Here is a 23,700-nt window from a genome sequence, read left to right as displayed (position 1 = left end):
TTCTGCGCAGCTAGGAAACGGAAAAAAGCCCATGCCGAAGCGCCAAGACATCAAATCGATCCTCATCATCGGCGCAGGACCGATCGTCATTGGCCAGGCATGCGAATTCGACTATTCCGGCACCCAGGCCTGCAAGGCGCTGAAGGAGGAAGGCTACCGCGTCATCCTCGTCAACTCCAACCCGGCCACGATCATGACCGACCCGGGCCTGGCTGACGCCACCTACGTCGAGCCGATCACCCCTGAAGTCGTCGCCAAGATCATCGCCAAGGAGCGCCCCGACGCGCTGCTCCCGACCATGGGCGGCCAGACCGCGCTCAACACCGCACTGTCCCTGAAGCGCATGGGCGTTCTCGACCGTTACAATGTCGAGATGATCGGCGCCAAGCCGGCCGCCATCGACATGGCCGAAGACCGCGCCCTCTTCCGCGAAGCCATGGACCGCATCGGCCTCGAAACCCCGCGCTCGATGCTCGCCAACGCCACCGACATCAAGGATGCCGACCGCAAGACGCATGAAGCCGAGCGCAACAAGCTGAAGGAAAGCCTTTCGGGTGCCGAACTCGACAAGGCGCTCGACGCGCTGGAAAACCAGTGGAACCTCGGCGAAACCGACCGCAAGCAGCGCTACATCAGCCACGCCATGGCGATTGCCGCCCAGGCGATCGACGTCGTCGGCCTGCCCGCCATCATCCGCCCCTCTTTCACCATGGGCGGCACCGGCGGCGGCATTGCCTATAACCGCTCGGAGTTCTTCGAAATCATCGGCGGCGGCCTCGACGCCTCGCCGACGACGGAAGTCCTGATCGAAGAATCGGTTCTCGGCTGGAAGGAATATGAAATGGAAGTCGTCCGCGACAAGGCGGACAACTGCATCATCATCTGCTCGATCGAAAACATCGACCCGATGGGCGTCCACACGGGCGACTCGATCACCGTCGCGCCGGCGCTCACGCTGACCGACAAGGAATACCAGATGATGCGCAACGCCTCGATCGCGGTTCTGCGCGAGATCGGCGTTGAAACCGGCGGCTCGAACGTCCAGTTCGCCGTTAACCCGAAGGACGGCCGCCTCGTCGTCATCGAGATGAACCCGCGCGTCTCGCGCTCCTCGGCTCTTGCATCCAAGGCCACCGGCTTCCCGATCGCCAAGGTCGCCGCCAAGCTCGCCATCGGCTACACGCTCGACGAACTCGACAACGACATCACCGGCGGCGCGACGCCTGCCTCGTTCGAACCGTCGATCGACTACGTCGTCACCAAGATCCCGCGCTTCGCATTCGAGAAGTTCCCGGGCGCCTCGCCGGTTCTCACCACCGCCATGAAGTCGGTTGGTGAAGTCATGGCCATCGGCCGCACCTTCGCCGAATCGCTGCAGAAGGCGCTGCGCGGCCTCGAAACCGGCCTCACCGGCCTGGACGAAATCGAAATCCCCGGCGTCGAGGAAGGCGAAGGCAGCCAGAACGCCATCCGCGCCGCCATCGGCACGCCGACGCCGGATCGCCTGCGCATGGTCGCCCAGGCACTGCGCATGGGCATGAGCCCCGAGGAAGTGCACGAAGGCTGCAAGATCGACCCGTGGTTCATCGCCCAGTTCAAGGCGATCATCGACATGGAAGCCCGTGTTCGCGAGCACGGCCTGCCCACCGACGCCGCAAACCTGCGCACGCTGAAGGCCATGGGCTTCTCCGACGCACGCCTGGCGACCCTCTCCGGCAAGCGCCCGAAGGAAGTGGCCGAACTGCGCAATTCGCTGAACGTCCGCCCGGTCTTCAAGCGCATAGACACCTGCGCCGCCGAATTCGCTTCGCCGACTGCCTACATGTATTCGAGCTACGAGACACCCTTCGTCGGCGCCGCCCGCTCGGAAGCCGAGATCTCCGACCGCAAGAAGGTCGTCATCCTCGGCGGCGGTCCGAACCGTATCGGCCAGGGCATTGAGTTCGATTACTGCTGCTGCCATGCCGCGTTCGCTCTGCGTGACGCCGGCTATGAAGCCATCATGATCAACTGCAACCCGGAAACGGTCTCGACCGACTACGACACCTCCGATCGCCTCTACTTCGAGCCGCTGACGGCCGAAGACGTGATCGAAATCCTGCGCGCTGAGCAGGAAAAGGGCGAAGTCGTCGGCGTCATCGTGCAGTTTGGCGGCCAGACCCCGCTGAAGCTCGCCGAAGCGCTGGAAAAGAACGGTATCCCGATCCTCGGCACCGCGCCCGACATGATCGACCTCGCCGAAGACCGCGACCGCTTCCAGAAGCTCCTGATCAAGCTCGACCTGACGCAGCCGAACAACGGCATCGCCTACTCGGTCGAACAGGCCCGCCTGGTCGCCACCGAAATCGGCTTCCCGCTGGTCGTTCGCCCGTCCTACGTTCTGGGTGGCCGCGCCATGCAGATCATCCACAATGAGAGCATGCTGCAGACCTACCTGCTCGACACCGTTCCGGAACTGGTGCCTGAGGACATCAAGCAGCGCTACCCGAACGACAAGACCGGCCAGATCAACACCCTGCTCGGCAAAAACCCGCTGCTCTTCGACAGCTACCTGTCGAACGCCATCGAAGTCGACGTCGACTGCCTCTCCGACGGCAAGGACGCCTTCATCGCCGGCATCATGGAGCACATCGAGGAAGCCGGCATTCACTCCGGCGACTCGGCCTGCTCGCTGCCCCCGCGCACGCTCTCGCCGGAGATGATCGACGAGCTCGAGCGCCAGGCGAAGTCGATGGCAAAGGCTCTCAACGTCGTCGGCCTGATGAACGTCCAGTTCGCCATCAAGGACGGCACCGTCTACGTGCTCGAAGTGAACCCGCGCGCGTCGCGTACCGTTCCCTTCGTCGCCAAGACCATCGGCGCCCCGATCGCCAAGATCGCCGCCCGCGCCATGGCCGGCGAAAAGCTCGATCCGCTGTTCACAGCCTATGGTGAGAAGCCGGATCCGCGCAACCTCAAGCACATTGCCGTCAAGGAAGCCGTCTTCCCGTTCGCCCGCTTCCCCGGCGTCGACACGCTGCTCGGCCCGGAAATGCGCTCGACCGGCGAAGTCATCGGCCTCGACACCGATTTCGCGCTGGCCTTTGCCAAGTCGCAGCTCGGCGCCAGCGTCGAATTGCCGCGTGACGGAACGGTCTTCGTATCGGTGCGCGACGACGACAAGCCGCGCGTCCTTCCCGCGATCCGCATGCTGGTCGAACAGGGCTTCAAGGTTCTGGCCACCGGCGGCACCGCCCGCTTCCTCGCCGAAAACGGCATCGAGGCCGTGAAGATCAACAAGGTGCTCGAGGGCCGTCCGCACATCGAGGACGCCATCCGCAACCGTCAGGTCCAGCTGGTCATCAACACGACCGATAGCAACAAGGCGATCTCCGACTCCAAGTCGCTGCGCCGCGCGACGCTGATGCAGAAGGTGCCTTACTACACCACCATGGCCGGCGCCGAGGCAGCCGCCCAGGCGATCAAGGCGCTGAAGGCCGGCAACCTCGAGGTTCGCCCGCTGCAAAGCTACTTCGCCTGAGATATCAAGGCCGGCCGTGACCCTTCACGGCCGGCTTTTCGCCGCACGACGGCCAACGCGGCGACACGCTGAAGTGTCGCAAAACGCGACAATCCACCTGAGATTTCAAACCCTTCGCGATCATGTTACGATATCCCCACACGTGAGGGGCATCGATGGGCAAGAATATCGTCATTCTGTTCGATGGCACGTCGAACGAAATCTCGGCCGACCGCACCAATATTCTGAGGCTGTTCGGCGTTCTCGACCGCAGCGACAAGCAGATCGTCTATTACGATCAAGGCGTCGGCACCTTCGGCRCTGCCAATGCATGGTCCAACGCCTACCGCAAGACGGTCGAGCTATGGGGCCTGGCAACCGGCTGGGGCCTCGACCAGAACGTCAAGGAGGCCTACCGCTTCCTCGTCGACAATTACGAGCCGGGCGAACCGGGGGACGATCAAGAGTATCGGGACCGCGACAACATCTACATCTTCGGCTTCAGCCGCGGTGCCTATACGGCACGGGTGCTGGCAGGCTTCGTCCATTCGCTCGGGCTGATGAGCAAGTACCACGTCAACCTGATCGACTACGCCTACAACACCTACAAGGGCATCTCCGAAAGCGAGCAGCAGCAGGGTGGAGCGGATGCCGCCGATGTCGATTGGAACGCGCCCTCGGCCTTCAAGACAATGCGCCTCTACGAGCGCACGCTGAAGACCGACCGCCCGCCGATCAAGCTGCTCGGCCTCTTCGACACGGTGTCCTCGGTCATCGTCTGGGGCAAATGGCGCCCGCAGCTCCTGACGCTTCCCTTCACCGATCGCAATCCGAGCGTCGAAGTGGTCCGTCATGCGCTCGCCATCGATGAGCGGCGGACCATGTTCAATCCGCTGCCATGGCGGCAAGGGCAGGACTACTGGGACGGCCCCTTCAAGCCCCCGGCCCCGCCCCCGCAGAACGTGAAGGAAGTCTGGTTCTCAGGCGTCCACGGCGATATCGGCGGCGGCTATCCGGAAGCGGAGAGTGCGGCGATCAAGATACCGCTCGCCTGGATGATTGCCGAGACCCGAAGCACCGGCCTCAACTACAATGAGGACGCCGTGAACGAACTCGTCCATGGCGACAACCCGACGAAGAGCTATGTCCGGCCGGCCCCAACGGCACCGCTGCACGACTCCATGAACTGGGCATGGAAGCTGCTCGAATATGTGCCGAGGCGTGTGCCGATCACCTCCTGGCGCAAGCGCGGCGACACGACGCGCATCTACCTGCCGCTGGCCGACCGCCGCTTCATCCCCGACGGCGCCTCGCTGCACCAATCCGTCATCGACCGATTGTCCTCGACGACAGCACCGCCCTACGCCCCGCCGAACCTTCCGCTGCGCTTCGAGACGGAGCCCTGAAGCAACGACGGCCCGCCACCGTCAGAAGATTCGGAGGTCGTTCCGATCACTCCGGCCGCTTGAAATAGGCCTCAAGCCGGTAGCCATCAGGATCGATGATGAAGGCCGCATAATAGAACTGGCTGTAATCCGGCCGCACGCCTGGCGCACCATTATCGATTCCGCCATTGGCAAGGCCTGCCGCATAAAACGCATCGACGGACTCTTCCGACGGCGCCACGAAACAGAAATGCAGCCCGGATTCCATATCGGGCACCACAGGCCGCGCCACCTCGCCGACCCAAAGCCCCACCCGATCAGCGCCATAGCCGCTGACATTGCCGAAGTTCGTCAGCCGCTCAAAGCCGAGCGGCGCCAGCGCGGCGTCATAGAACGCCTGCGACTTCTCAAGACTCTTCACACCAATCGACACATGATCGAACATAAACGGTCTCCAGATTGCTTTGCCGGCAACGCTACAACATTCGCGCCGAAGCGCCATGGCAATTCGCAAGGCGCGCAATCGTCAGGCCGCCATCCCGGCCATCAGCTCACGTACCCGCACCATATCCGCCCGAAACAGCGCCATCTCCTCCGCCTTCAGCCGCTCGTCGGGAATACGCAGCAAATAGGACGGGTGGACGGTGACGAACAGCGTCCGTTCCTTGCTCATCCTGATGGGCTGCCCCCTGATGTCGGACAGCTTGTGCTTCGTATCCGTCAGCGCCGTCAGCGCGGTGGCGCCCATGGCGACGATCAGCTTCGGCTTGACGAGCTCGATCTCCAGATTGAGCCACCAGCGGCAATGCGTGACCTCGCCCATGTTCGGCCGCTGGTGAATGCGACGCTTGCCGCGCGGCTCGTATTTGAAGTGCTTCACCGCATTGGTCACATAGACCGACCGCCGGTCGATCCCGGCGTCTACGACCACCTGATCGAACACCTTGCCCGCCGGCCCGACAAACGGCCGCCCCGCGAGATCCTCCTGATCTCCCGGCTGCTCGCCGACGAACATCACCTGCGCATCCTCAGGCCCCTCGCCGAACACCGTCTGCGTCGCCTTTTCATGCAGCGGACAGCGCGTGCAGACGGCCGCCTCCTCGCGCAGTGCCGCCAGCGTGCCCACCGGCGCCCTAGGTGCTGCGGGCACCCGCCGTGCGGCTTCCTGCAGCCGATCGTGAAACGGCAGCGGCTCGCTCGCCTGGCGCTTTGCCATCGCTAGAACCTTGCTTTCCGCGTCCGCGATCATGCCGGGAATGAGATCGGCTTCCGGCAGGTTCTTCCAGTATTTCTTCGGCATCTCCGCCTGCATCGCCTTCACCTTCAAGCGCGCCGGATTGAAGATGTTGGCGTAATAGGTCCGCCACAGCTGGTCGGCCGGATCGGTGAGATCGGGCTTCTCGCACGGATCGTGGCTGACCGTCAGCTTCTCGCCGTCCCAGGCAGCCGACCCCTTCGGCGTCGCAATCACCCAGTCCATGTCGTTGAACCGCTTCTGGAAAAACGGCGCCTTGCGGGCGACGATGTGATGATCAGGCTCGAACCAGGCGAGAAACTTCCGCCGCCCGTTGAGCGAGATCCCCGACCCCACCTCCTTGAACCGCACGAAGGCCGTCATCTTGTGAGCGTCACGGCGCACGCTCTTGTCCATCGCCCGCGCCCTCGCCACGTCCTCGTCCGAGGCGACGTCGAGCAAAGACCGATCGCTCTGCAGCCGCCAGAGCAGCCGATAGAGCAGATAGAAGCGCATCGGATCACTGTGGCAAATCACCGCCTCCGCAAGCCCGATAAAGGCAGGCGGCACCGTCAGCGGCTTGGAAGCATCGAGCGCCGGCAGCTTCGCAAACGCTTCAGGCGCAGCGAACAGATCGGTTTCGCGATACCGCTCCCGCCACTCGATCTCCTCGGGCGCGACACCCGAGGCAGCCAGTCGCCGCGCCGCGTCGCGCCACTCGGCCAATTCTCCCCGGCCCTCCAGCAACACGGTAATCATCACAGCAACGACAGTTGTTCCGGCTTCGGCTCGAACATCGCCCTAAGATCCGGCCGGTCGATCAGCCGGCGCGGCGACCAGCCCTCGGCCGAGATGAACGCCTGCACCTTCTTGATCGACACGCCGAGCCGCGTCAGATCCTCGATCCGGAGCTTTCGGAAACGGCGCGCCGAGAGGATGGACTTCACCGTCTTCGTCCCCAGCCCCGGAACGCGGAGCAAGGTCTCGCGCGGCGCCCTGTTGATGTCGACAGGGAAATCGTTGCGATTGCCGAGCGCCCAGGCAAGTTTCGGGTCGAGATTGAGGTCGAGCATGCCGCCCTCCTGCGAGGACGTGATCTCGTCGATCCCGAAGCCATAGAAACGATAGAGCCAATCCGCCTGATAAAGCCGGTGCTCACGCATCAAGGGCGGCTTGATCAGCGGCAGGTTTTTCGACGAGTCGGGAATGGGGCTGAAGGCCGAGTAGTAGACGCGCCTCAGCCCGTAGCTTCCGTAAAGCTGCGCACTAGTCCCGAGAATGGTGGCGTCATTGGCCCCATCGGCGCCAACGATCATCTGCGTGCTCTGCCCGCCCGGCACGAAGCGTTTGCGCCGCTTGGTCTGCAGCGTCGGCTCGGACGCGGCTTCGATCTTCAATCGGAGATCACCCATCGAGCGGCGAATGCTGGCCGGCTTCTTTTCCGGCGCCAGTTGCGCGATGCCGCGGTCGGTCGGCAGCTCGATGTTGAGCGACAGCCGGTCGGCATAAAGCCCGGCCTCCTCGATCAGATGCGCCGAGGCCTCGGGAATGGATTTCAGATGGATGTAGCCCCGGAAGTTATGCGTGGTGCGAAGCTCGCGCACGATTCGAACCATCTCCTCCATCGTGTGGTCGGAGGAGCGGATGATCCCCGACGACAGAAACAGCCCCTCGATATAATTGCGCCGATAGAACTCCAGCGTCAGCCAGACAACCTCTTCCGGCGTGAACCGCGCCCGCTCGACATTGCTGGACGAGCGATTGATGCAATAGGCGCAGTCGTAGATGCAGAAGTTGGTGAGCAGGATCTTCAACAGCGAAATGCATCGCCCATCCGGCGCATAGGCATGGCAGATGCCGGCACCTTCAGTCGAACCAAGCCCGCCGCTCTTGCCGGAATCGCGCTTGGTGGTTCCGCTGGAGGCGCAGGAGGCGTCATATTTGGCCGCGTCCGAGAGGATGGCCAACCGCTCTTCAAGTGACTTCTTCATGCCTATGTTCTCTATATGTTCCATCGCTAACAGTCAAGAAAAGCCGCCATGGATTGATGTTTTTCAAGTTTGACGCGAAAAGCCATGAGGGGTTGCAAGTCGCTTCATCGAATTCTCTGGAAATCGACGGAGGCAATCTGCTATAAACGAAGCAGATAGAGTTTTTGCATGGTTCCGAAGTTCCCCTTCGGGACCTGTTTTCTTTTGTGTCTCTGCCTAGCCGACACAAAGACTGAAGGACAAGAAAATGGTTGATAAGGTACCGATGACGCAGGGTGGTTTCGTCAAGCTGCAGGAAGAGCTGCGCTGGCGTCAGCAGGAAGAACGCCCGCGAATCATCGAGGCGATTGCCGAGGCCCGCGCACACGGCGACCTCTCGGAAAACGCCGAGTACCATGCCGCCAAGGAAGCGCAGAGCCACAACGAAGGCCGCATTGGCGAGCTCGAGGACCTGACGGCGCGCGCCGAGGTTATCGACCTCTCCAAGATGTCCGGCAGCACGATCAAGTTCGGCGCCAAGGTGAAGCTCGTCGACGAGGACACCGAGGAAGAAAAGACCTACCAGATCGTCGGTGACCAGGAAGCCGACGTGAAGGCCGGCCGCATCTCCATTTCCTCCCCGATCGCCCGCGCGCTGATCGGCAAGGAAGTTGGCGATTCCATCGAAGTCAACGCGCCCGGCGGCTCCAAGGCTTACGAAGTTCTGGCCATCACCTGGGGCTGAGGACCTTGGCGGATCGCGGCCGATCGCACATCGTCGATATCGCTGACGTCGAAATCATAGCGCCGAACTTCAAGAAGCGTCTGTCAGGCGTCACCTCGACGATCATCCAGCTTATCCCGGTCCAGCGGGCGCTCGGTCAGAAGATCGCGGCGCTCGGGCCGGGCCTGCCGGCATCGATCCCGCATATCCGCTTCCGCGACCTCTCGAAATTGTGGCGCGCGCCCTCGACCCGGCCCTTCCGCGTCTGGCATGCCCGCCGCAACATCGAGATGCTCCCTGCCCTCATCATGCGCGACCTCCTGCGCATGAAGCTGAAGATCGTCTTCACCTCCGCCTCGCAGCGCAAGCACAGCGGCTGGACGAAGTTCCTCGTCTCGAAGATGGACGCGGTGATCGCGACCTCGGGCAAGACGGCGAACTATCTGGAAGTCCCAAGCACCGTCATCTTGCACGGCATCGACACCGCCCGCTTCTCGCCGCCATCCGATAAGGCGCAGGCCAAGCGCGAATGCGGCCTCGACCCGGACAAGAAGATCGCCGGCTGCTTCGGCCGTGTCCGCCACCAGAAGGGCACCGACCTTTTCGTCGATACAATGCTGCGGCTTCTTCCCGATCATCCCGAGTGGAGCGCTATCATCGCCGGCCGCGCCACGGCCCAGCATGTCGAGTTCGAAAACGGCCTCAAGGCCAAGGTCGCCGCCGCCGGCCTCTCGGACCGCATCCTCTTCGTCGGCGAACACACCAACATCAACGACTGGTACCGCGCGCTTGATCTGTTCGTCGCGCCGCAGCGCTGGGAAGGTTTTGGCCTGACCCCGCTCGAAGCCATGGCCTCCGGCGTACCAGTCGTCGCAACCGATGTCGGAGCCTTTCCGGAGATCGTCACGACAGGCGATAACGGCGCGGGCCTGCTGATCGCCCGAGACGATCTCGATGCGATGGCAAAGGCCGTTTCGGAACTCATGGATGATGAAAACCGTCTGGTACGGCTCGCAGCCAACGCCCAGGCGCATGTCATGGAAAACTTCCGGATCGAAGGCGAAGCCACGAAGCTGAAGGCCGTCTACGACAGCCTCGGCTGAGACAAATCAGACTTCGGTCAATCCGAGCTTCTTGATCTGGCGGATCGTCAGCATGGTGCGCACCGTGTCGACATGCTCGTTGGCGGTCAGCACCTCGATAACGAAGTCCTGGAACCGCGTCAGGTTTTCGGCCACGCAATGCAGCAGGAAGTCGCTGTCGCCCGAGACCATCCAGGCCTGCCGCACCAGCGGCCACTGCGTCGTCGCCGCGGCGAACGCCTTGAGATTGGCTTCCGACTGATGCTTGAGCCCGACCATGCAGAAGGCGACGAGATCGAAGCCCAGCTTCGGGCTGTTCAGCATCGCGTGATAGCCTTCGATCACGCCGGATTCTTCCAGCTTGCGCACACGCCGAAGGCAGGGCGGCGCCGAGATGCCGACCCGGTCGGCGAGCTCGACGTTGGTCATGCGCCCATCCGCCTGCAGCTCACGCAAAATCTTGATATCGATGGCGTCCAGTTCAGCGCGAACCAAGCGAGTGCCTTTCTTTAAAATCGTGAATCCAGCTTCTATATAAAGCGGCACAATACGCAAGAATCTTTCCCTGAGATGACGGAATCTTGCACATCCACACCGAATGCCTTGTTGGTAACGCAAGGCTGCCCTTGAATAAAAGCATTGGTCGTTCATAAATAACGCATGGACGCGTGATGGCCGTATTCGCCTTATATCCAGCGCGTCCAGCCAGTTGAAAGGAAGTCTCATGTCCGCCCGCCACACCAAGGTGCTCATCATCGGTTCCGGCCCCGCCGGCTATACCGCTGCCGTCTATGCGGCGCGCGCGATGCTGAAGCCGGTCCTGATCGCAGGGATGGAGCAAGGCGGACAGTTGATGATCACCACCGACGTCGAGAACTATCCGGGCTTCGCCGATCCGATCCAGGGCCCCTGGCTGATGGACCAGATGCTGCAGCAGGCCAAGCACGTGGGCGCCGAGATCGTCAACGACATCGTCACCGAAGTCGAGATGAACCAGCGCCCCTTCGTGGCGCGCACCGATAGCGGCCAGGTCTGGACCGCCGACACGCTGATCATCGCCACCGGCGCCAAGGCAAAGTGGCTCGGCATCGAGAGCGAGCAGACCTTCCAAGGCTTCGGCGTCTCCGCCTGCGCCACCTGCGACGGCTTCTTCTATCGCAACAAGGACGTGATCGTGGTCGGCGGCGGCAACTCGGCCGTCGAGGAAGCGCTGTATCTTTCGAACATCGCCAAAACCGTGACGGTCGTGCACCGCCGCGACAGTTTCCGCTCGGAAAAGATCCTGCAGGAACGCATCTTCGCCAAGGAGAACGTCAAGATCCTCTGGAACACCGAGATCGCCGAAATCACCGGCGCGCCGGCCAAGCCGCCGATGCCGCCGTCCGTGTCAGGCGTTCGCCTGCGCGACACACGCACCGGCACTGTTGCCGACCACACGATCGACGGTGTCTTCGTGGCGATCGGCCATGCGCCGGCAACCGAGCTCTTCAAGGGCAAGCTGAAGCTGAAGGACAACGGCTACCTCTGGACCGCGCCGGATTCGACCGCGACTTCGGTCGAGGGCGTTTACGCGGCCGGCGATGTCACCGACGACACTTTCCGCCAGGCGATCACCGCCGCCGGCATGGGCTGCATGGCAGCGCTCGAGGCCGAACGTTATCTCACGGGCCTTGTGCCCGTCGCCGTAGCTGCGGAGTAATATCGGCATGAGGGGTGGTGGAATGCCGTTGGACTGGGACAAGCTGCGTATTTTCCACGCAGCTGCCGAAGCCGGTTCGTTCACGCACGCGGCCGACAAGCTGCATCTGTCCCAATCCGCGATCAGCCGTCAGGTGAGCGCGCTGGAGCAGGATGTCGGCACCAAGCTGTTCCACCGCCACGCACGCGGCCTCATCCTCACCGAACAGGGCGAACTGCTTTACCGCACCGCCCATGACGTGCTCTTGAAGCTCGAAACCGTGAAGATGCAGCTGACCGAGACGACGGAAACGCCGTCCGGCAAGCTGCGCGTCACGACCACGGTCGGTCTCGGCCAGGGCTGGCTCACGGACAAGATCCAGGAGTTCATGCAGCTCTATCCGGATGTCCAGATCCAGCTCATCCTCGACAACGAGGAAGTGGATGTGAACATGCGCTACGCCGACTGCGCGATCCGCCTGCGCCAGCCGCAGCAATCCGACCTCATCCAGCGCAAACTGTTCACCGTGCACATGCACGTCTACGCGGCCCCCTCCTATATCAACCGATATGGCGAGCCACAGGCGGTCGAGGATCTCGACAACCACCGAATCATCACCTTCGGCGAACCGGCGCCAAACTATCTGCTCGACGTGAACTGGCTTGAAATCGCCGGCCGCTCGTCCGACAACAAGCGCATTCCGCACCTGCAGATCAACAGCCAGACCTCGATCAAGCGCGCCTGCCTGCTCGGCATGGGCGTCGCCTGCCTGCCCGACTATATCGTCGGCCGCGACCCGGGCCTGATTCAGCTGCCGATCAATGCCGACGTGCCCTCCTTCGACACCTATTTCTGCTATCCCGACGAAATGAAGAACGCCGCCAAGCTCAAGGCTTTCCGCGACTTCATCGTCAGCAAGGCCAGAAACTGGAGCTTCTAACTGATTTTGCGGCGAAATTCGCAGCCGTGCAGCGCGCGCATGCCTGACATGCACAAAAATTGGTTGCCGGCTGCACATTAAAACACCATATCAACCTTAGCTGATGCACACGGTGGCTTTTCCTCCCAGTTCCACCGCATTAGCTGTTCCCCTCTGGAGGTTTAGACCTTCATACCTATAAAGGGCCCCGAGCATTCGGTGGCCCTCTTTTTTTGCCTTGATTTGCCCTAATTTTCCGCATCGCAGCAAAAAATGCTGCATTGCATAGCAGGCATGCGCAAACGGGCATTGAAATCTGCCCGCCAAAGCATCATATCGCACTCAGTTGATGCACATGGCGGTTCTCTCCCAGTGCCGCTGCATTAGCTGTTCCCCTCTGGAGGTTGAATAACCTTCACACCTTAAAGGGCCCCGTTCATTCGGTGGCCCTCTTTTTTTGCTTAAAATTTAACCACAGCAGCTTACCGGTGAATTGCTCTGCCATCGAAGAAGTAGAGCTGACATCTAGCGCAACGCTACGGAGTCATATTTATTATCCCAGAATCTACCTATGAGGGAAAGCATGGCTGGGGCATTTGGCGCCATTTTCATCATACCAATGTTTCTTCTGAACAGCTTGAGCGGCCTTATTGGCGGTGCTTGGCTAATCTGGCTTGGAGACTGGAAGTTAGTTCTTACAGGCGTTGCACTCGCAATCTGCGCGCCATTTTGGACGAGTATAGCTATTCTTCCTAGCTTGATATTTGCCCTGCCAAGTGTTGTTGCCATGGAGAAAGGGCAACGATTTCTCGCCCTAACTCTTGCGTCACTTTCCGCACTCTGGAGTTACGCTGTAGTGACAGCTTGGTGCATCGCGGTGTTTAAATATGTGCCAGAATTCTGGCATAGCGGTGAGCCAATCGCTCCATTCCTCCTATATGCTTATGCAATGGCTACGGGCCCTTGGGCTTTGGCGGCGCAGAAGGCGCAACGGAGTGGCGATAGTGACGCGGGCCAGTTTACGGCCTCCGCAGCATGCTTCGGTTGCGCTCTCATTTTAGGATATGTGTTTTTAGCGGACAGGCCTCAGTTTACGACAGCCGTTTGGCTGCTGATCGTACCCATGGTCGCCGCGTATTTGCTGTCAATCGTTATAGGTGTCATCGAAAGCCGCAGGCAAACAAGGTATGGTTTCTGACAACGCCGAGACATGCCGGCACGAACACCAATCCCAGCCACGTCGCTAAAAATTCGCGCATGTCTTGAACATCGAAAACCGTCGATCCATATATCGGTTAGAAACGATTTATGGTTCGGCTAACGACGATGGACAACGACGAAATCCTGAAAGCGATATCCCATCCCAAGCGGATGGAGATTCTGAATTGGCTGAAGAACCCCGAAGAGCATTTCTCTTCGCAGGAGCATCCGCTCGAGATGGGTGTCTGCGCCAGCCAGTTCGAACGCTGCGGCCTCTCCCAATCGACCGTCTCCGCTCACCTGGGCACGCTCAGCCGCGCCAATCTCGTGACCACGCGCCGCGTCGGTCAGTGGATCTTCTACAAGCGCAACGAAGAAACCATCGCGGCCTTCCTCAAGCAACTGGCACAGGATCTCTAAACATGCCTCTCGCCCTCCTCGTCCTGGCGCTCAGCGCTTTTGCGATCGGCACCACCGAATTCGTTATCATGGGCCTGCTGCCCGAAGTCGCCACCGACCTTGCGGTGACAATCCCGCAGGCCGGCTGGCTCGTCACCGGTTATGCACTCGCGGTCGCCGTCGGCGCCCCTGTCATGGCGGTCTCCACCGCGCATCTGAAGCGCCGCACGGCGCTGATCGCGCTCATGGCCTTCTTCATCGCCGGCAATCTGCTCTGCGCGCTGGCGCCGAGCTACTGGGTGCTGATGATCGCCCGTGTCGTCACCGCGCTCTGCCATGGCGCCTTCTTCGGCATCGGCTCCGTCGTCGCCGCCAGCCTTGTGGCGCCGGATCGCCGCGCCCGCGCCGTAGCGCTGATGTTCACTGGCCTAACGCTTGCTAACGTGCTCGGCGTGCCGCTCGGTACCGCCATCGGCCAGGCATTCGGCTGGCGCTCGACCTTCGCGATCGTCACCGTCCTCGGCGTCATCACCATCGCCGGCCTGATCGCTGTGCTCCCCAAGGACCGCCAGGAAGAACAGGGCAACATCTTCCGCGAGATCGCCGCCCTGAAGAACGGCCAACTCTGGCTGGCGCTGTCGACCACCGTCTTCTTCGCCGCCTCGATGTTCGCGCTCTTCACCTATATCGCGCCGCTGCTGCGGGATGTCACCGGCCTGTCGCCGCAGGGCGTCACCTGGACGCTGTTCCTGATCGGCCTCGGGCTTACCGTCGGCAATCTTCTCGGCGGCAAGCTCGCCGACTGGAAGCTTGGGCCGACGCTCGCCGGCGTCTTTGCAATGATCGCCGTGACCTCGGTCGCCTTCGGCTTCACCAGCCCCTATTTCATCGCCGCCGAAATCACCCTCTTCGTCTGGGCTGTGGCCACTTTCGCCGCCGTCCCCGCCCTGCAGGTCGGCGTCGTGCACTTCGGCAAGGATGCGCCCAATCTGGTCTCGACGATCAATATCGGCGCCTTCAACACCGGCAACGCGCTCGGCGCCTGGGCGGGCGGCATGGCCATCGAGCTCGGCTTCAACATGACCCGCGTGCCGCTCGTCGCCGCCTTCATGGCCCTGATCGGCCTTGTCGTCACGGCGCTTACCTATCTCTCCGCCAAGGGCAAGGCAGCCATGCCTGCCCCGGCTGAATGATCCTTCCAACGCCCCCAAACCACTAGCACCACCGAAAGGACTTCCCATGAGCAAGCTCTTCGAACCGACACAGGTTGGCGATATCGCCGTCAAGAACCGCATCGTCATGGCCCCGCTGACCCGCAACCGCTCGCCGGGCGCCGTGCCGAACGACCTCAACGTCGAATATTACACGCAGCGCGCCTCCGCCGGCCTGATCGTCACGGAAGCGACCGCGATCACCCACCAGGGCCAGGGCTATGCCGACGTCCCCGGCCTCTACAGCAAGGAAGCCCTGGATGGCTGGAAGCGCGTGACCGATGCCGTGCACGCCCATGGCGGCAAGATCGTCGTGCAGATGTGGCATGTCGGCCGTATCTCGCACACGACGCTGCAGCCGAACGGCGGCAAGCCGGTCTCCTCGAGCAACAAGACCGCCAAGTCGAAGACCTATCTCGTCAACGCAGACGGCACCGGCAGCTTCGCCGAAACCTCCGAGCCGCGCGCGCTTGAAACCGCCGAGATCGCCGGCATCGTCGAGGATTACCGCAAGGCCGCCCGCGCCGCGATCGACGCCGGCTTCGATGGCGTCGAGATCCATGCTGCCAACGGCTACCTGATCGACCAGTTCCTGCGCGCCGACATCAACGACCGCACCGACCAGTATGGCGGCTCGATCGAAAACCGCGCCCGCTTCCTGTTCGAAGTGGTCGATGCGATCACCAAGGAAATCGGCCCGCGCGTCACCGGCATCCGTATCTCGCCGGTCACCCCTGCCAACGACGCATCCGACGCTGCCCCTCAGCCGCTGTTCGACTACGTCGTCGAGGGTCTGGCTAAGTACGACCTCGCCTTCATCCACATCATCGAGGGTGCCACCGGCGGCGACCGCAACTTCCAGCAGGGCGACAAGCCCTTCGACTATGCGGGCCTGCGCGCCGCCTATGAAAAGGCCGGCGGCAAGGCAAGCTGGATGGTCAACAACGGCTATGATCGCCAGCTCGCCATCGACACCGCCGAAAGCGGCAAGGCCGACCTGATCGCGTTCGGCAAGCCGTTCATCGCCAACCCTGACCTCGTCGAGCGCCTCAAGGCCAACGCCCCGCTCAACGAAATCGACCAGGCCACCCTCTACGGCGGCGGCCCGAAGGGCTACATCGACTACCCGGCCCTCGAAAAGGTTGCTTAAACATCACCAAATGCCTCGAAATCCCGCCACCCGGCGGGATTTCTCTTTCTGGCCCATATCATTCTGGGTCGACGTCATTGCCCTTTCCGGCCGCGACCGGCTAGCATCCCCTCATGTTCAAGCCCTATCTCGACCGCTGGCACCTCACCCCTGACGGCGAGCCTGTCGTCACCCACTCCAGCCATCTCCTGCCCGTGCTGTGGCGCKACAAGCCGGCCATGCTGAAGCTGAGCGCCGACGAAGCCGAGCGATCGGGCGCCGCCGTGATGCACTGGTGGAACGGAAACGGTGCGGCCAAGGTCTATTGCCACGACGCCGATGCGATCGTGCTCGAGCGAGCCCAAGGTGGCCGCTCGCTCCTCACCATGGCCGCTGAAGGCGAGGACGACGAGGCAAGCCGCATCCTCTGCGACACAGTCGCCAGACTGCATGCGCCACGCCAGACACCGCAGCCGCCGCTCATTCCCCTTGCCCGATGGTTCCGTGACCTCGCACCAGCCGCCGGCAAATACGGCGGCGTGCTCACCGATTGCCACGACATCGCCACCGCCCTGCTCGCCGAACCCCGTGACGAAACCGTCCTGCACGGCGATATCCACCACGGCAACGTCCTCGATTTCGAAGAACACGGCTGGCTGGCGATCGATCCCAAGGGCCTGGTTGGCGAGCGCGGCTTCGACTACGCCAACATCTTCGCCAACCCGGAACTCTCGACGGTCACCGATCCCGATCGGCTACGGCGCCAACTCCCCATCATATCCGCTGCCGCCAACATCGAAGCAACGCGCCTGCTGCGCTGGATCGCCGCCTATTGCGGCCTCTCCGCCGCCTGGTTTCTCGACGACGGCATGCTGTCGGAAGCGCAAAGCCCGCTGACGGTCGCCCGCATCGCGCTCGCGGAACTAAGCCAAGGCTAACCGCGCGGCGCCAGCGCGCCCGCCACCTCACCGTCCATCGGACCTTCAAGGCAGCCGAGCGACAGCAAAGTCATCCTGATGGCATCATCAACAGGCGTCCGCGGCTCGAAACCGAGTTCCGCCACCAGCCTGTCATTGCTCATCCGGATCGGCTCGCGCCAGAGATAGCGCATCTCCTTCAGCTCGCGCATGAAGGTCACGAATGGTGCCGCCAAGGGCACGACAAACCAGGGAAAGCCCCGCACCTTCACCCGCCCGCCAACGGCGCGCCTGATCGCTTCGACCATCTGCTGCCCATCGTGATCCCAGAAGCCGTCCATATGATAGACGGCAAAATCAGGCAGACGCTCGCGGCGCTCGACCAATTGCACCATCGTTTCCGCCACGTCAGGCAGATAGGCCCACTGATGCCCCACACCGTTGCGTGCCGGGTTGTTCACGGTGGAAATGGGCTTGCCGGGCGTGATCATGCCCTGCGAGAACCAGCTGCTCGCCGCCCCCGGCCCGAAGAAATCGCCGGCGCGCACGATAACGACCGGCGCCCCATCACGCGATCCGGCCTCCAGCCGCTTTTCCATCTCGACGCGGATGGCACCCTTCTTCGTCACCGGATGCTGCGGGCTGTCCTCGCGCAGAACAGGAAACGCGTCCGGTCCGAAATTGTAGACCGTGCCTGGAAGCACGATCGTTGCGCCGACCGCCTTGGCGGCCGCGATCGTATTGTCGAGCATCGGCAGCACCAGCTTTTCCCAGTCGCGATAGCCGGGCGGATTGACCGCGTGCACGATCAGGCTCGCCCCTTCAGCGGCGGCCATTACATCGGCGGCACGCATCGCGTCGCCCTGCACCCAGTTCAAACAGGGCTCGGCGGCGCGCGCCTTTTCCACATTGCGGTTCAGCGCGCGGACATGCCAGCCGCGCGAAACAAGCTTGCGGGCAACCGCGCCGCCAATGCCACCGGTTGCTCCAAGTACAAGTGCGATCTGCTGTGTCATCATCGTCTCCATCTGTCGATGAAGAGATGATGCGCTCGCGTTGAGATAAACGAAATTGACGAAATTCGTATCTCATCTATACGTATTTGAATGACCTCAGAGCCAAGCTGGGATTTCTACCTCACCCTTCTCGCCGTGCTCCACCACGGCTCGCTATCGGCCGCCGCCCGCGAGCTCGGGCTGACGCAGCCGACCATCGGCCGCCATATCGACGCGCTGGAAGAGATCGTCGGCGCGCAGCTCTTCGTCCGCTCGCAGAGCGGCTTGATGCCGACCGAAGCCGCCCTCGAACTCAAGCCCTATGCCGAGACGCTGGCCTCGACTTCCGCCGCCCTCCTGCGCACCGCCTCCGGCCATCGCGACCGCATCGCCGGCCCGGTCCGCATCAGCGCCAGCGAGGTGATCGGCGTCGAAGTGCTACCGTCGATCCTGGCACCGCTGATGGAGCAGTACCCGGAACTCGAGATCGAGCTCTCCGCCTCCGATGCGGTCGAGGATCTGCTCAGCCGCGAAGCCGATATCGCCGTGCGGATGAGCGAGCCGACACAGGACGCGTTGGTCGTGCGCCGCATCGGCGACATTCCGCTCGGCTTCCACGCCCATCGCCGTTATCTCGACCATCGCGGCACGCCGGAGACCCTGGCCGATCTCGAGGGCCACCGCCTGATCGGCTTCGATCGGCACACCGGCTATGTCAGGACGATGCTGAAACGCTACCCTGTCTTCGCCGACCTCACCTTCGGCTTCAAGGCCGACAGCACGCTGGCGCAGATGGCGGCGATCCGCTCGGGATTGGGGATAGGGATGTGCCAGACAGGACTGGCGGCGTCGGATGAGGATCTTGTCCACGTGCTGCCGCAGGCGTTTCAAATCCCGCTCGCGACTTGGGTGGTGATGCACGAGGCGATCAGGACCTCACCGCGCTACCGCGTCACCTTCGATGCGCTGGTCGCGGGCCTGCTCGATTATATCAGGGAAGGAGCGCTCGGCCGCCGGGACTGACGGAACGCCTCATGAAGAGCGCGATCGGTCAGGCGCGCGGCGACGTTGCAGCCTGGTGGGTCTTCCAGTTGCCATCGACCACCTCGGTCTCCGGACGGTCGCCACCCTCGGCATATTCCTCGTGCCACTTGCCCTTGTCGTCCTGCCAGCTGATTTCGGCGGAATCGCCGCCGACCTGCTGCTCGGCCGCCACGATACGGGCCGCCTCAAGCGCTTCGGAATGTGTCGGGAAGGCCTCGGAATACACGTTTCCCAGCCGGTAGGCCCAGCCGCCATCGTGCTGGACGACTTCATAGACCACCTTGACCATGCACTTCACTCCTCTTTTGCTTGGTTCAACACACCGAACCGACAGGATCGAATCCTGTCGAGCGCGGTGCCACTTGGCAAAAAGACGAGAGGCGCCGCGATATGCTTCCGGCTGACCGATGAGGCAGTATTCCATTAAATGCCCAAGACTGCAAACCTGCCCCGCGCAATCGCCGACTTGATATGTGAAATCATCGCCTTAGACTTGATACATGAATCAAGATCGGAGCTCGACGTTGGGGATAGTGTCACGCCTGAAAACCGAACGGTACCTGCTGATCGCGATTGCGGTCGGCGTGGCGGCGTTTCTGTCGGAACACGCGATCATGGAGATGGGCCAGGGCGCGGCCCTCATCGCGGCCGCCGCCCTCGTCGTGACCATCGTGCTCGCCTCGATGCGTGTTGCCCATCACGCCGAGATCCTCGCCATCAAGGTCGGCGATCCCTATGGCACGATGATCCTGACGCTCTCGGCCGTCGCCGTCGAGGTCATCATCCTCGCCATCATGATGGCAGGCGAAAGCTCGCCGACGCTGGTGCGGGACACGATCTATTCGGCGCTGATGCTGGATATCAACGGCATCCTCGGCCTCGCTGCCCTGCTCGGCGGCCTGAAGCACGGCGAGCAACCCTATAACGACAACTCCGGCAAGACCTATGGCGTCATGATCCTGACGGCGATCGGCATCTCGATGATCGTCCCGGAATTCGTGCCCGATGAGAAGTGGCACTATTATTCCGCCTTCACCATCGTCGCGATGATCGCGCTCTACGCGCTTTTCCTGCGCATGCAGGTCGGCCAGCACAGCTATTTCTTCAGCTACAGCTACCCCCGCGCCGAGCGCAAGCAGGACGCATCGGAGGAGCATGGCGACGAAGGGTCGACGGCTGTCTCGATCGCCACGATCCTGGCTGGCGTCGTCATCATCGGCCTGCTGGCCGAATTCATGTCGGCCTTCATGACGACGGGCCTCAAGGGCACCGGCGCGCCGATCGGCCTCACCGCCCTCGTCGTCGCGACCATATCGGCCGCGCCCGAGATCCTGACCGCGCTCCGCGCCGCCCTGAAGAACCGAATGCAGGCAACCGTCAACATCGCCATGGGCGCCTCGCTCTCAACGGTCATCCTGACCGTCCCGGTCATGGAGGCGATCGCGCTCTACACCGGCCAGCCCTTCATCATGGCGATGACGCCGGTGCAGACGGTGATGGTCACGATCACTCTGATCGCCGCCGCCATCAACCTCAACGATGGCGAGACCAATGCCATCGAGGGGATGACGCACTTCATCCTGTTCGCGACGTTCCTGATGCTGGCAAGCCTGGGGCTATAGCGGCAGATAGAATCCGAAATCAACGCCTTACGGCGAAAACCTGAATCGGATTACAAACTGAGAAAAGCGATTACGCCGCGATCTTGTCGTAGAGAACGGCGCGATTACGCCCGCTATCCTTGGCGGCATAAAGCGCCGCGTCGGCCATCTTGAGCAGATCGCTCCAGGAGCGGCCCGCATCCGCGCTCGTTGCAACGCCGATGCTGACGGTGAGCGGCACGCGCTGCCCGTTGCTGTCCACTTCGAGCTTGCCGATCAGATCGACCAGACGCTCGGCCGCCTTCATGGCCTCCAAGGCGTTCGTCTTCGGCAGATAGGCCGCGAACTCCTCGCCGCCGAGACGCGCGAAGCTGCCGCTTGCATTGAGGTTGCGGCGGATCGCATCGGCGAAGCTGACGAGCACCTGATCGCCAGTATCATGGCCGAAACGATCGTTGACCTGCTTGAACAGGTCCAGATCCATCAACAGCAGCGCATCGTCCCCGCGCAAGACCTTCGGCATCCGCGAGGTGAACCAGCGGCGGTTGCCGACGCCCGTCAGCATGTCCGTATCGGCCACATGCCGCAGTGCCGCCTCGGCGCGCTCCTTCACGAGGATGATGACGAAGAGTGCGATCGCGAAATGGCAGATGATGCGGATGAAGAACGCCCAGCGCGGCGTCATCGGAGCGATCGCCGGCGTCAGCATGGCAACGACGATGAGCAAGGCCAGAAGCGACGACAACGCGATCACGCAAGACAGCACGACCCGCACCGGCAGCCGTTCCGGCCGCCGATCATGCAGCACGGTGGCGGCAGCCGCCGCAAGCGACAGGAAGGAGATGAAATTGCTGACCGCGCCGCGAGCCACATCGTCGAGATAGAACCGCGTCGCGAACGCAGTCACGATCAGCGCCGCTGGAATGATCAGCACGAGCCAATCGATCCGCCGCCGCCTGCCGCTGCTGAGCTGGCGCATGCCGACCCAGAAAACCGAATAGCCGATCAGGCCGAATACGAAGGTGCCGAACGTCCATATTTCATGGGAGAGCACCGAACGCTCGCCCAGCCCCGCCAAGGTCGACGACATCGCCAGCGACAAGAAGCCGATCGCCAACGTGCCCAACCCCTCGCCGCGCTTCGACTGCCAGCGCGTATAGAGAAAGCAGAGAGCGCCGACGAGAAACGAGCATTGGTGCAACAGGAGAACCGTTGCGAAGTCGAGCTGGAAGGATTGAAGCGTCATAATCCGAAGGCAATGAAATCTATAAAAACAGCGCACCAATAGACGCCAGTCATTAGCGATCTTTAAATGGGCGGCAGCAAAACACACCTGCAATAAAAAACCCGCCGTCGCCGGCGGGTTTCGAAGTTCAAAGCAACACTGCTTACTTGCAGGCGCCGCAGAAGCGCTGGATGCGCTTGCAGGCTTCTTCGAGCAGCTCTTCCGAGGTCGCGTAGGAGATACGGAAGTTCGGGCCGAGACCGAAGGCCGAGCCGTGAACCACGGCAACGCCTTCCGATTCCAGCAGCTCGGACACGAAGTCCTCATCCGTCTCGATGACCTTGCCCGTCGGTGCCGTCTTGCCGATCAGGCCGGCGCAGGACGGGTAGACGTAGAAGGCGCCTTCCGGGTTCGGGCACGAAATGCCCTTGGCCTGGTTCAGCATCGACACGACGAGGTCGCGGCGGCCTTCGAAGATCTTCTTGTTCTCAGGGATGAACGCCTGCGTGCCGTTGAGCGCTTCGACAGCAGCCCACTGCGCAATCGACGATGCGCCCGAGGTCTGCTGGCCCTGGATCATGTCCATGGCCTTGATCAGCTGGATCGGGCCGGCCGCGTAGCCGATACGCCAGCCGGTCATCGCGTAGGCCTTGGAGACGCCGTTCATGGTGAGCGTGCGGTCATAGAGCTTCGGCTCGACTTCGACGGGCGTGACGAATTTGAAGTCGCCATAGGTCAGGTGCTCGTACATGTCGTCGGTCAGGATCCAGACATGCGGATGCTTGAGCAGCACATCGGTCAGAGCCTTCAGCTCGTCATGCGTATAGGCGGCACCCGACGGGTTGGACGGCGAGTTGAAGATGAACCACTTCGTCTTCGGCGTGATCGCCTTGTCGAGATCGGCTGCCTGGAGCTTGAAGTTGTTTTCCTGCGTCGTCATGACGGTAACCGGCGTACCACCGCACAGTGCCACCATCTCCGGGTAGGATACCCAGTAAGGTGCCGGGATGACGACTTCATCGCCGGCATTCAGCGTTGCCATGAAGGCGTTGAAAAGAATCTGCTTTCCGCCGGTGCCGACGATCGTCTGCTCCCAGGAGTAATCCAGGCCGTTCTCGCGCTTGAACTTCGCGGCGATTGCCTTGCGCAGTTCAGGGATACCGGAAACCGGCGTGTACTTCGTCTCGCCGCGGTTGATCGCGTCGATCGCCGCCTGCTTGATATTGTCGGGCGTATCGAAGTCCGGCTCACCGGCGCCAAGACCGATCACGTCACGGCCTTTTGCTTTCAACTCGCGCGCTTTCTGGGAAACGGCGATGGTGGCGGAAGGCTTCACACGGGAAAGAGCATCGGCAAGAAAGGCCATGATATCGGTCCTATACGGTTGATTTTAGCAGACGGCCGGGGCCGGATTTCTGCGCTACGGTCTATGTCCAATGTAGGCAGGCTTTTCAAGGCCAAAGGGGTGATGAATCGGATGATTCTTCG

Annotated in this window: 21 protein-coding genes; 13 read left to right on the top strand and 8 right to left on the bottom strand. The window is 62.1% G+C overall.

What is annotated here, in order from left to right:
* Positions 1-31: 31 nt before the first annotated feature.
* Both carB and AC1DOG_RS01175 read left to right on the top strand, forming a co-directional pair.
* On the top strand, positions 32-3,520 hold the full coding sequence (carB, locus tag AC1DOG_RS01180; RefSeq protein ID WP_477926507.1) for a carbamoyl-phosphate synthase large subunit: 3,489 nt from the start codon (positions 32-34) through the stop codon (positions 3,518-3,520).
* Positions 3,521-3,675: 155 nt separating this feature from the next.
* Positions 3,676-4,905 carry a T6SS phospholipase effector Tle1-like catalytic domain-containing protein gene (locus AC1DOG_RS01175; protein WP_477926506.1) on the top strand — a complete coding sequence of 410 codons (1,230 nt, stop codon included), beginning with the start codon at positions 3,676-3,678 and terminating at the stop codon, positions 4,903-4,905.
* Positions 4,906-4,951: 46 nt separating this feature from the next.
* Here AC1DOG_RS01175 and AC1DOG_RS01170 read toward each other — a convergent pair whose 3' ends face one another.
* The 3 genes from AC1DOG_RS01170 to AC1DOG_RS01160 form a co-directional block, all read right to left on the bottom strand.
* The gene (locus tag AC1DOG_RS01170; protein ID WP_477926505.1) at positions 4,952-5,329 is read right to left on the bottom strand and encodes a VOC family protein; all 378 of its coding nucleotides are present in this window, start codon (positions 5,327-5,329) and stop codon (positions 4,952-4,954) included.
* Between the two features lie 81 nt (positions 5,330-5,410).
* The gene (locus tag AC1DOG_RS01165; RefSeq protein ID WP_477926504.1) at positions 5,411-6,877 is read right to left on the bottom strand and encodes a UdgX family uracil-DNA binding protein; all 1,467 of its coding nucleotides are present in this window, start codon (positions 6,875-6,877) and stop codon (positions 5,411-5,413) included.
* Positions 6,877-8,109: a putative DNA modification/repair radical SAM protein gene (locus tag AC1DOG_RS01160; protein ID WP_477926503.1), complete on the bottom strand. Its 1,233-nt coding sequence runs from the start codon at positions 8,107-8,109 to the stop codon at positions 6,877-6,879. Before AC1DOG_RS01160 ends, AC1DOG_RS01165 begins: the two co-directional genes overlap by 1 nt.
* A gap of 247 nt (positions 8,110-8,356) precedes the next feature.
* On the opposite strand from AC1DOG_RS01160, the gene greA reads away from it, so the two are divergent.
* Together greA and AC1DOG_RS01150 are read left to right on the top strand one after the other, a co-directional pair.
* Positions 8,357-8,833, top strand: coding sequence for a transcription elongation factor GreA (greA, locus tag AC1DOG_RS01155; RefSeq protein WP_018897430.1), 477 nt, complete (start codon positions 8,357-8,359; stop codon positions 8,831-8,833).
* Positions 8,834-8,862: 29 nt separating this feature from the next.
* Positions 8,863-9,915, top strand: a complete 1,053-nt coding sequence (locus AC1DOG_RS01150; protein ID WP_477926878.1) for a glycosyltransferase family 4 protein — start codon at positions 8,863-8,865, stop codon at positions 9,913-9,915.
* A 6-nt stretch (positions 9,916-9,921) separates the two neighbouring features.
* Here the strand turns inward: AC1DOG_RS01150 and AC1DOG_RS01145 are convergent, their stop codons facing one another.
* Positions 9,922-10,389, bottom strand: coding sequence for an Lrp/AsnC family transcriptional regulator (locus tag AC1DOG_RS01145; protein ID WP_018897428.1), 468 nt, complete (start codon positions 10,387-10,389; stop codon positions 9,922-9,924).
* A 229-nt stretch (positions 10,390-10,618) separates the two neighbouring features.
* Here AC1DOG_RS01145 and trxB point away from each other — a divergent pair, with 229 nt between their 5' ends.
* The 7 genes from trxB to AC1DOG_RS01110 all read left to right on the top strand — a co-directional run bounded on the left by trxB (position 10,619) and on the right by AC1DOG_RS01110 (position 17,368).
* Positions 10,619-11,593: a thioredoxin-disulfide reductase gene (trxB, locus tag AC1DOG_RS01140; RefSeq protein WP_047506017.1), complete on the top strand. Its 975-nt coding sequence runs from the start codon at positions 10,619-10,621 to the stop codon at positions 11,591-11,593.
* 22 nt (positions 11,594-11,615) lie between these two features.
* The gene (locus AC1DOG_RS01135) at positions 11,616-12,512 is read left to right on the top strand and encodes a LysR family transcriptional regulator VtlR (protein ID WP_018897426.1); all 897 of its coding nucleotides are present in this window, start codon (positions 11,616-11,618) and stop codon (positions 12,510-12,512) included.
* Positions 12,513-13,074: 562 nt separating this feature from the next.
* Positions 13,075-13,689 carry a hypothetical protein gene (locus AC1DOG_RS01130; RefSeq protein ID WP_477926502.1) on the top strand — a complete coding sequence of 205 codons (615 nt, stop codon included), beginning with the start codon at positions 13,075-13,077 and terminating at the stop codon, positions 13,687-13,689.
* A gap of 128 nt (positions 13,690-13,817) precedes the next feature.
* A complete protein-coding gene (locus AC1DOG_RS01125; protein WP_047506019.1) occupies positions 13,818-14,111 on the top strand; it encodes an ArsR/SmtB family transcription factor in 294 nt (97 codons plus the stop codon).
* 2 nt (positions 14,112-14,113) lie between these two features.
* Positions 14,114-15,283, top strand: coding sequence for an MFS transporter (locus AC1DOG_RS01120; RefSeq protein WP_477926501.1), 1,170 nt, complete (start codon positions 14,114-14,116; stop codon positions 15,281-15,283).
* Between the two features lie 46 nt (positions 15,284-15,329).
* Positions 15,330-16,451, top strand: a complete 1,122-nt coding sequence (locus AC1DOG_RS01115; protein ID WP_477926500.1) for an alkene reductase — start codon at positions 15,330-15,332, stop codon at positions 16,449-16,451.
* Between the two features lie 113 nt (positions 16,452-16,564).
* Complete coding sequence (locus tag AC1DOG_RS01110) at positions 16,565-17,368, top strand: aminoglycoside phosphotransferase family protein (protein WP_477926499.1); 804 nt, start codon at positions 16,565-16,567, stop codon at positions 17,366-17,368.
* Here the strand turns inward: AC1DOG_RS01110 and AC1DOG_RS01105 are convergent.
* Entirely contained in the window at positions 17,365-18,363 is a 999-nt protein-coding gene (locus AC1DOG_RS01105; RefSeq protein WP_477926498.1) for an SDR family NAD(P)-dependent oxidoreductase, read from the bottom strand. The genes AC1DOG_RS01110 and AC1DOG_RS01105 overlap by 4 nt on opposite strands.
* Before the next feature lie 90 nt (positions 18,364-18,453).
* On the opposite strand from AC1DOG_RS01105, the gene AC1DOG_RS01100 reads away from it, so the two are divergent.
* On the top strand, positions 18,454-19,365 hold the full coding sequence (locus AC1DOG_RS01100; protein WP_477926497.1) for a LysR family transcriptional regulator: 912 nt from the start codon (positions 18,454-18,456) through the stop codon (positions 19,363-19,365).
* 28 nt (positions 19,366-19,393) lie between these two features.
* On the opposite strand, the gene AC1DOG_RS01095 is transcribed toward AC1DOG_RS01100, so the two are convergent.
* Positions 19,394-19,675 (bottom strand): DUF2188 domain-containing protein, encoded by a 282-nt coding sequence (locus AC1DOG_RS01095; RefSeq protein WP_018897419.1) that lies wholly within the window; start codon positions 19,673-19,675, stop codon positions 19,394-19,396.
* Between the two features lie 235 nt (positions 19,676-19,910).
* Between AC1DOG_RS01095 and AC1DOG_RS01090 the strand changes: the two genes are divergently transcribed.
* The gene (locus tag AC1DOG_RS01090; protein WP_477926496.1) at positions 19,911-21,008 is read left to right on the top strand and encodes a calcium:cation antiporter; all 1,098 of its coding nucleotides are present in this window, start codon (positions 19,911-19,913) and stop codon (positions 21,006-21,008) included.
* Positions 21,009-21,078: 70 nt separating this feature from the next.
* Here AC1DOG_RS01090 and AC1DOG_RS01085 read toward each other — a convergent pair whose 3' ends face one another.
* Together AC1DOG_RS01085 and AC1DOG_RS01080 are read right to left on the bottom strand one after the other, a co-directional pair.
* The gene (locus AC1DOG_RS01085; protein ID WP_477926495.1) at positions 21,079-22,233 is read right to left on the bottom strand and encodes a GGDEF domain-containing protein; all 1,155 of its coding nucleotides are present in this window, start codon (positions 22,231-22,233) and stop codon (positions 21,079-21,081) included.
* Positions 22,234-22,375: 142 nt separating this feature from the next.
* A complete protein-coding gene (locus tag AC1DOG_RS01080) occupies positions 22,376-23,578 on the bottom strand; it encodes a pyridoxal phosphate-dependent aminotransferase (protein WP_477926494.1) in 1,203 nt (400 codons plus the stop codon).
* Positions 23,579-23,700 lie beyond the last annotated feature (122 nt).

It is taken from the genome of Rhizobium sp. 01N48, from assembly GCF_056399145.1.
This window is presented reverse-complemented; position numbering and strand designations above follow the sequence as displayed.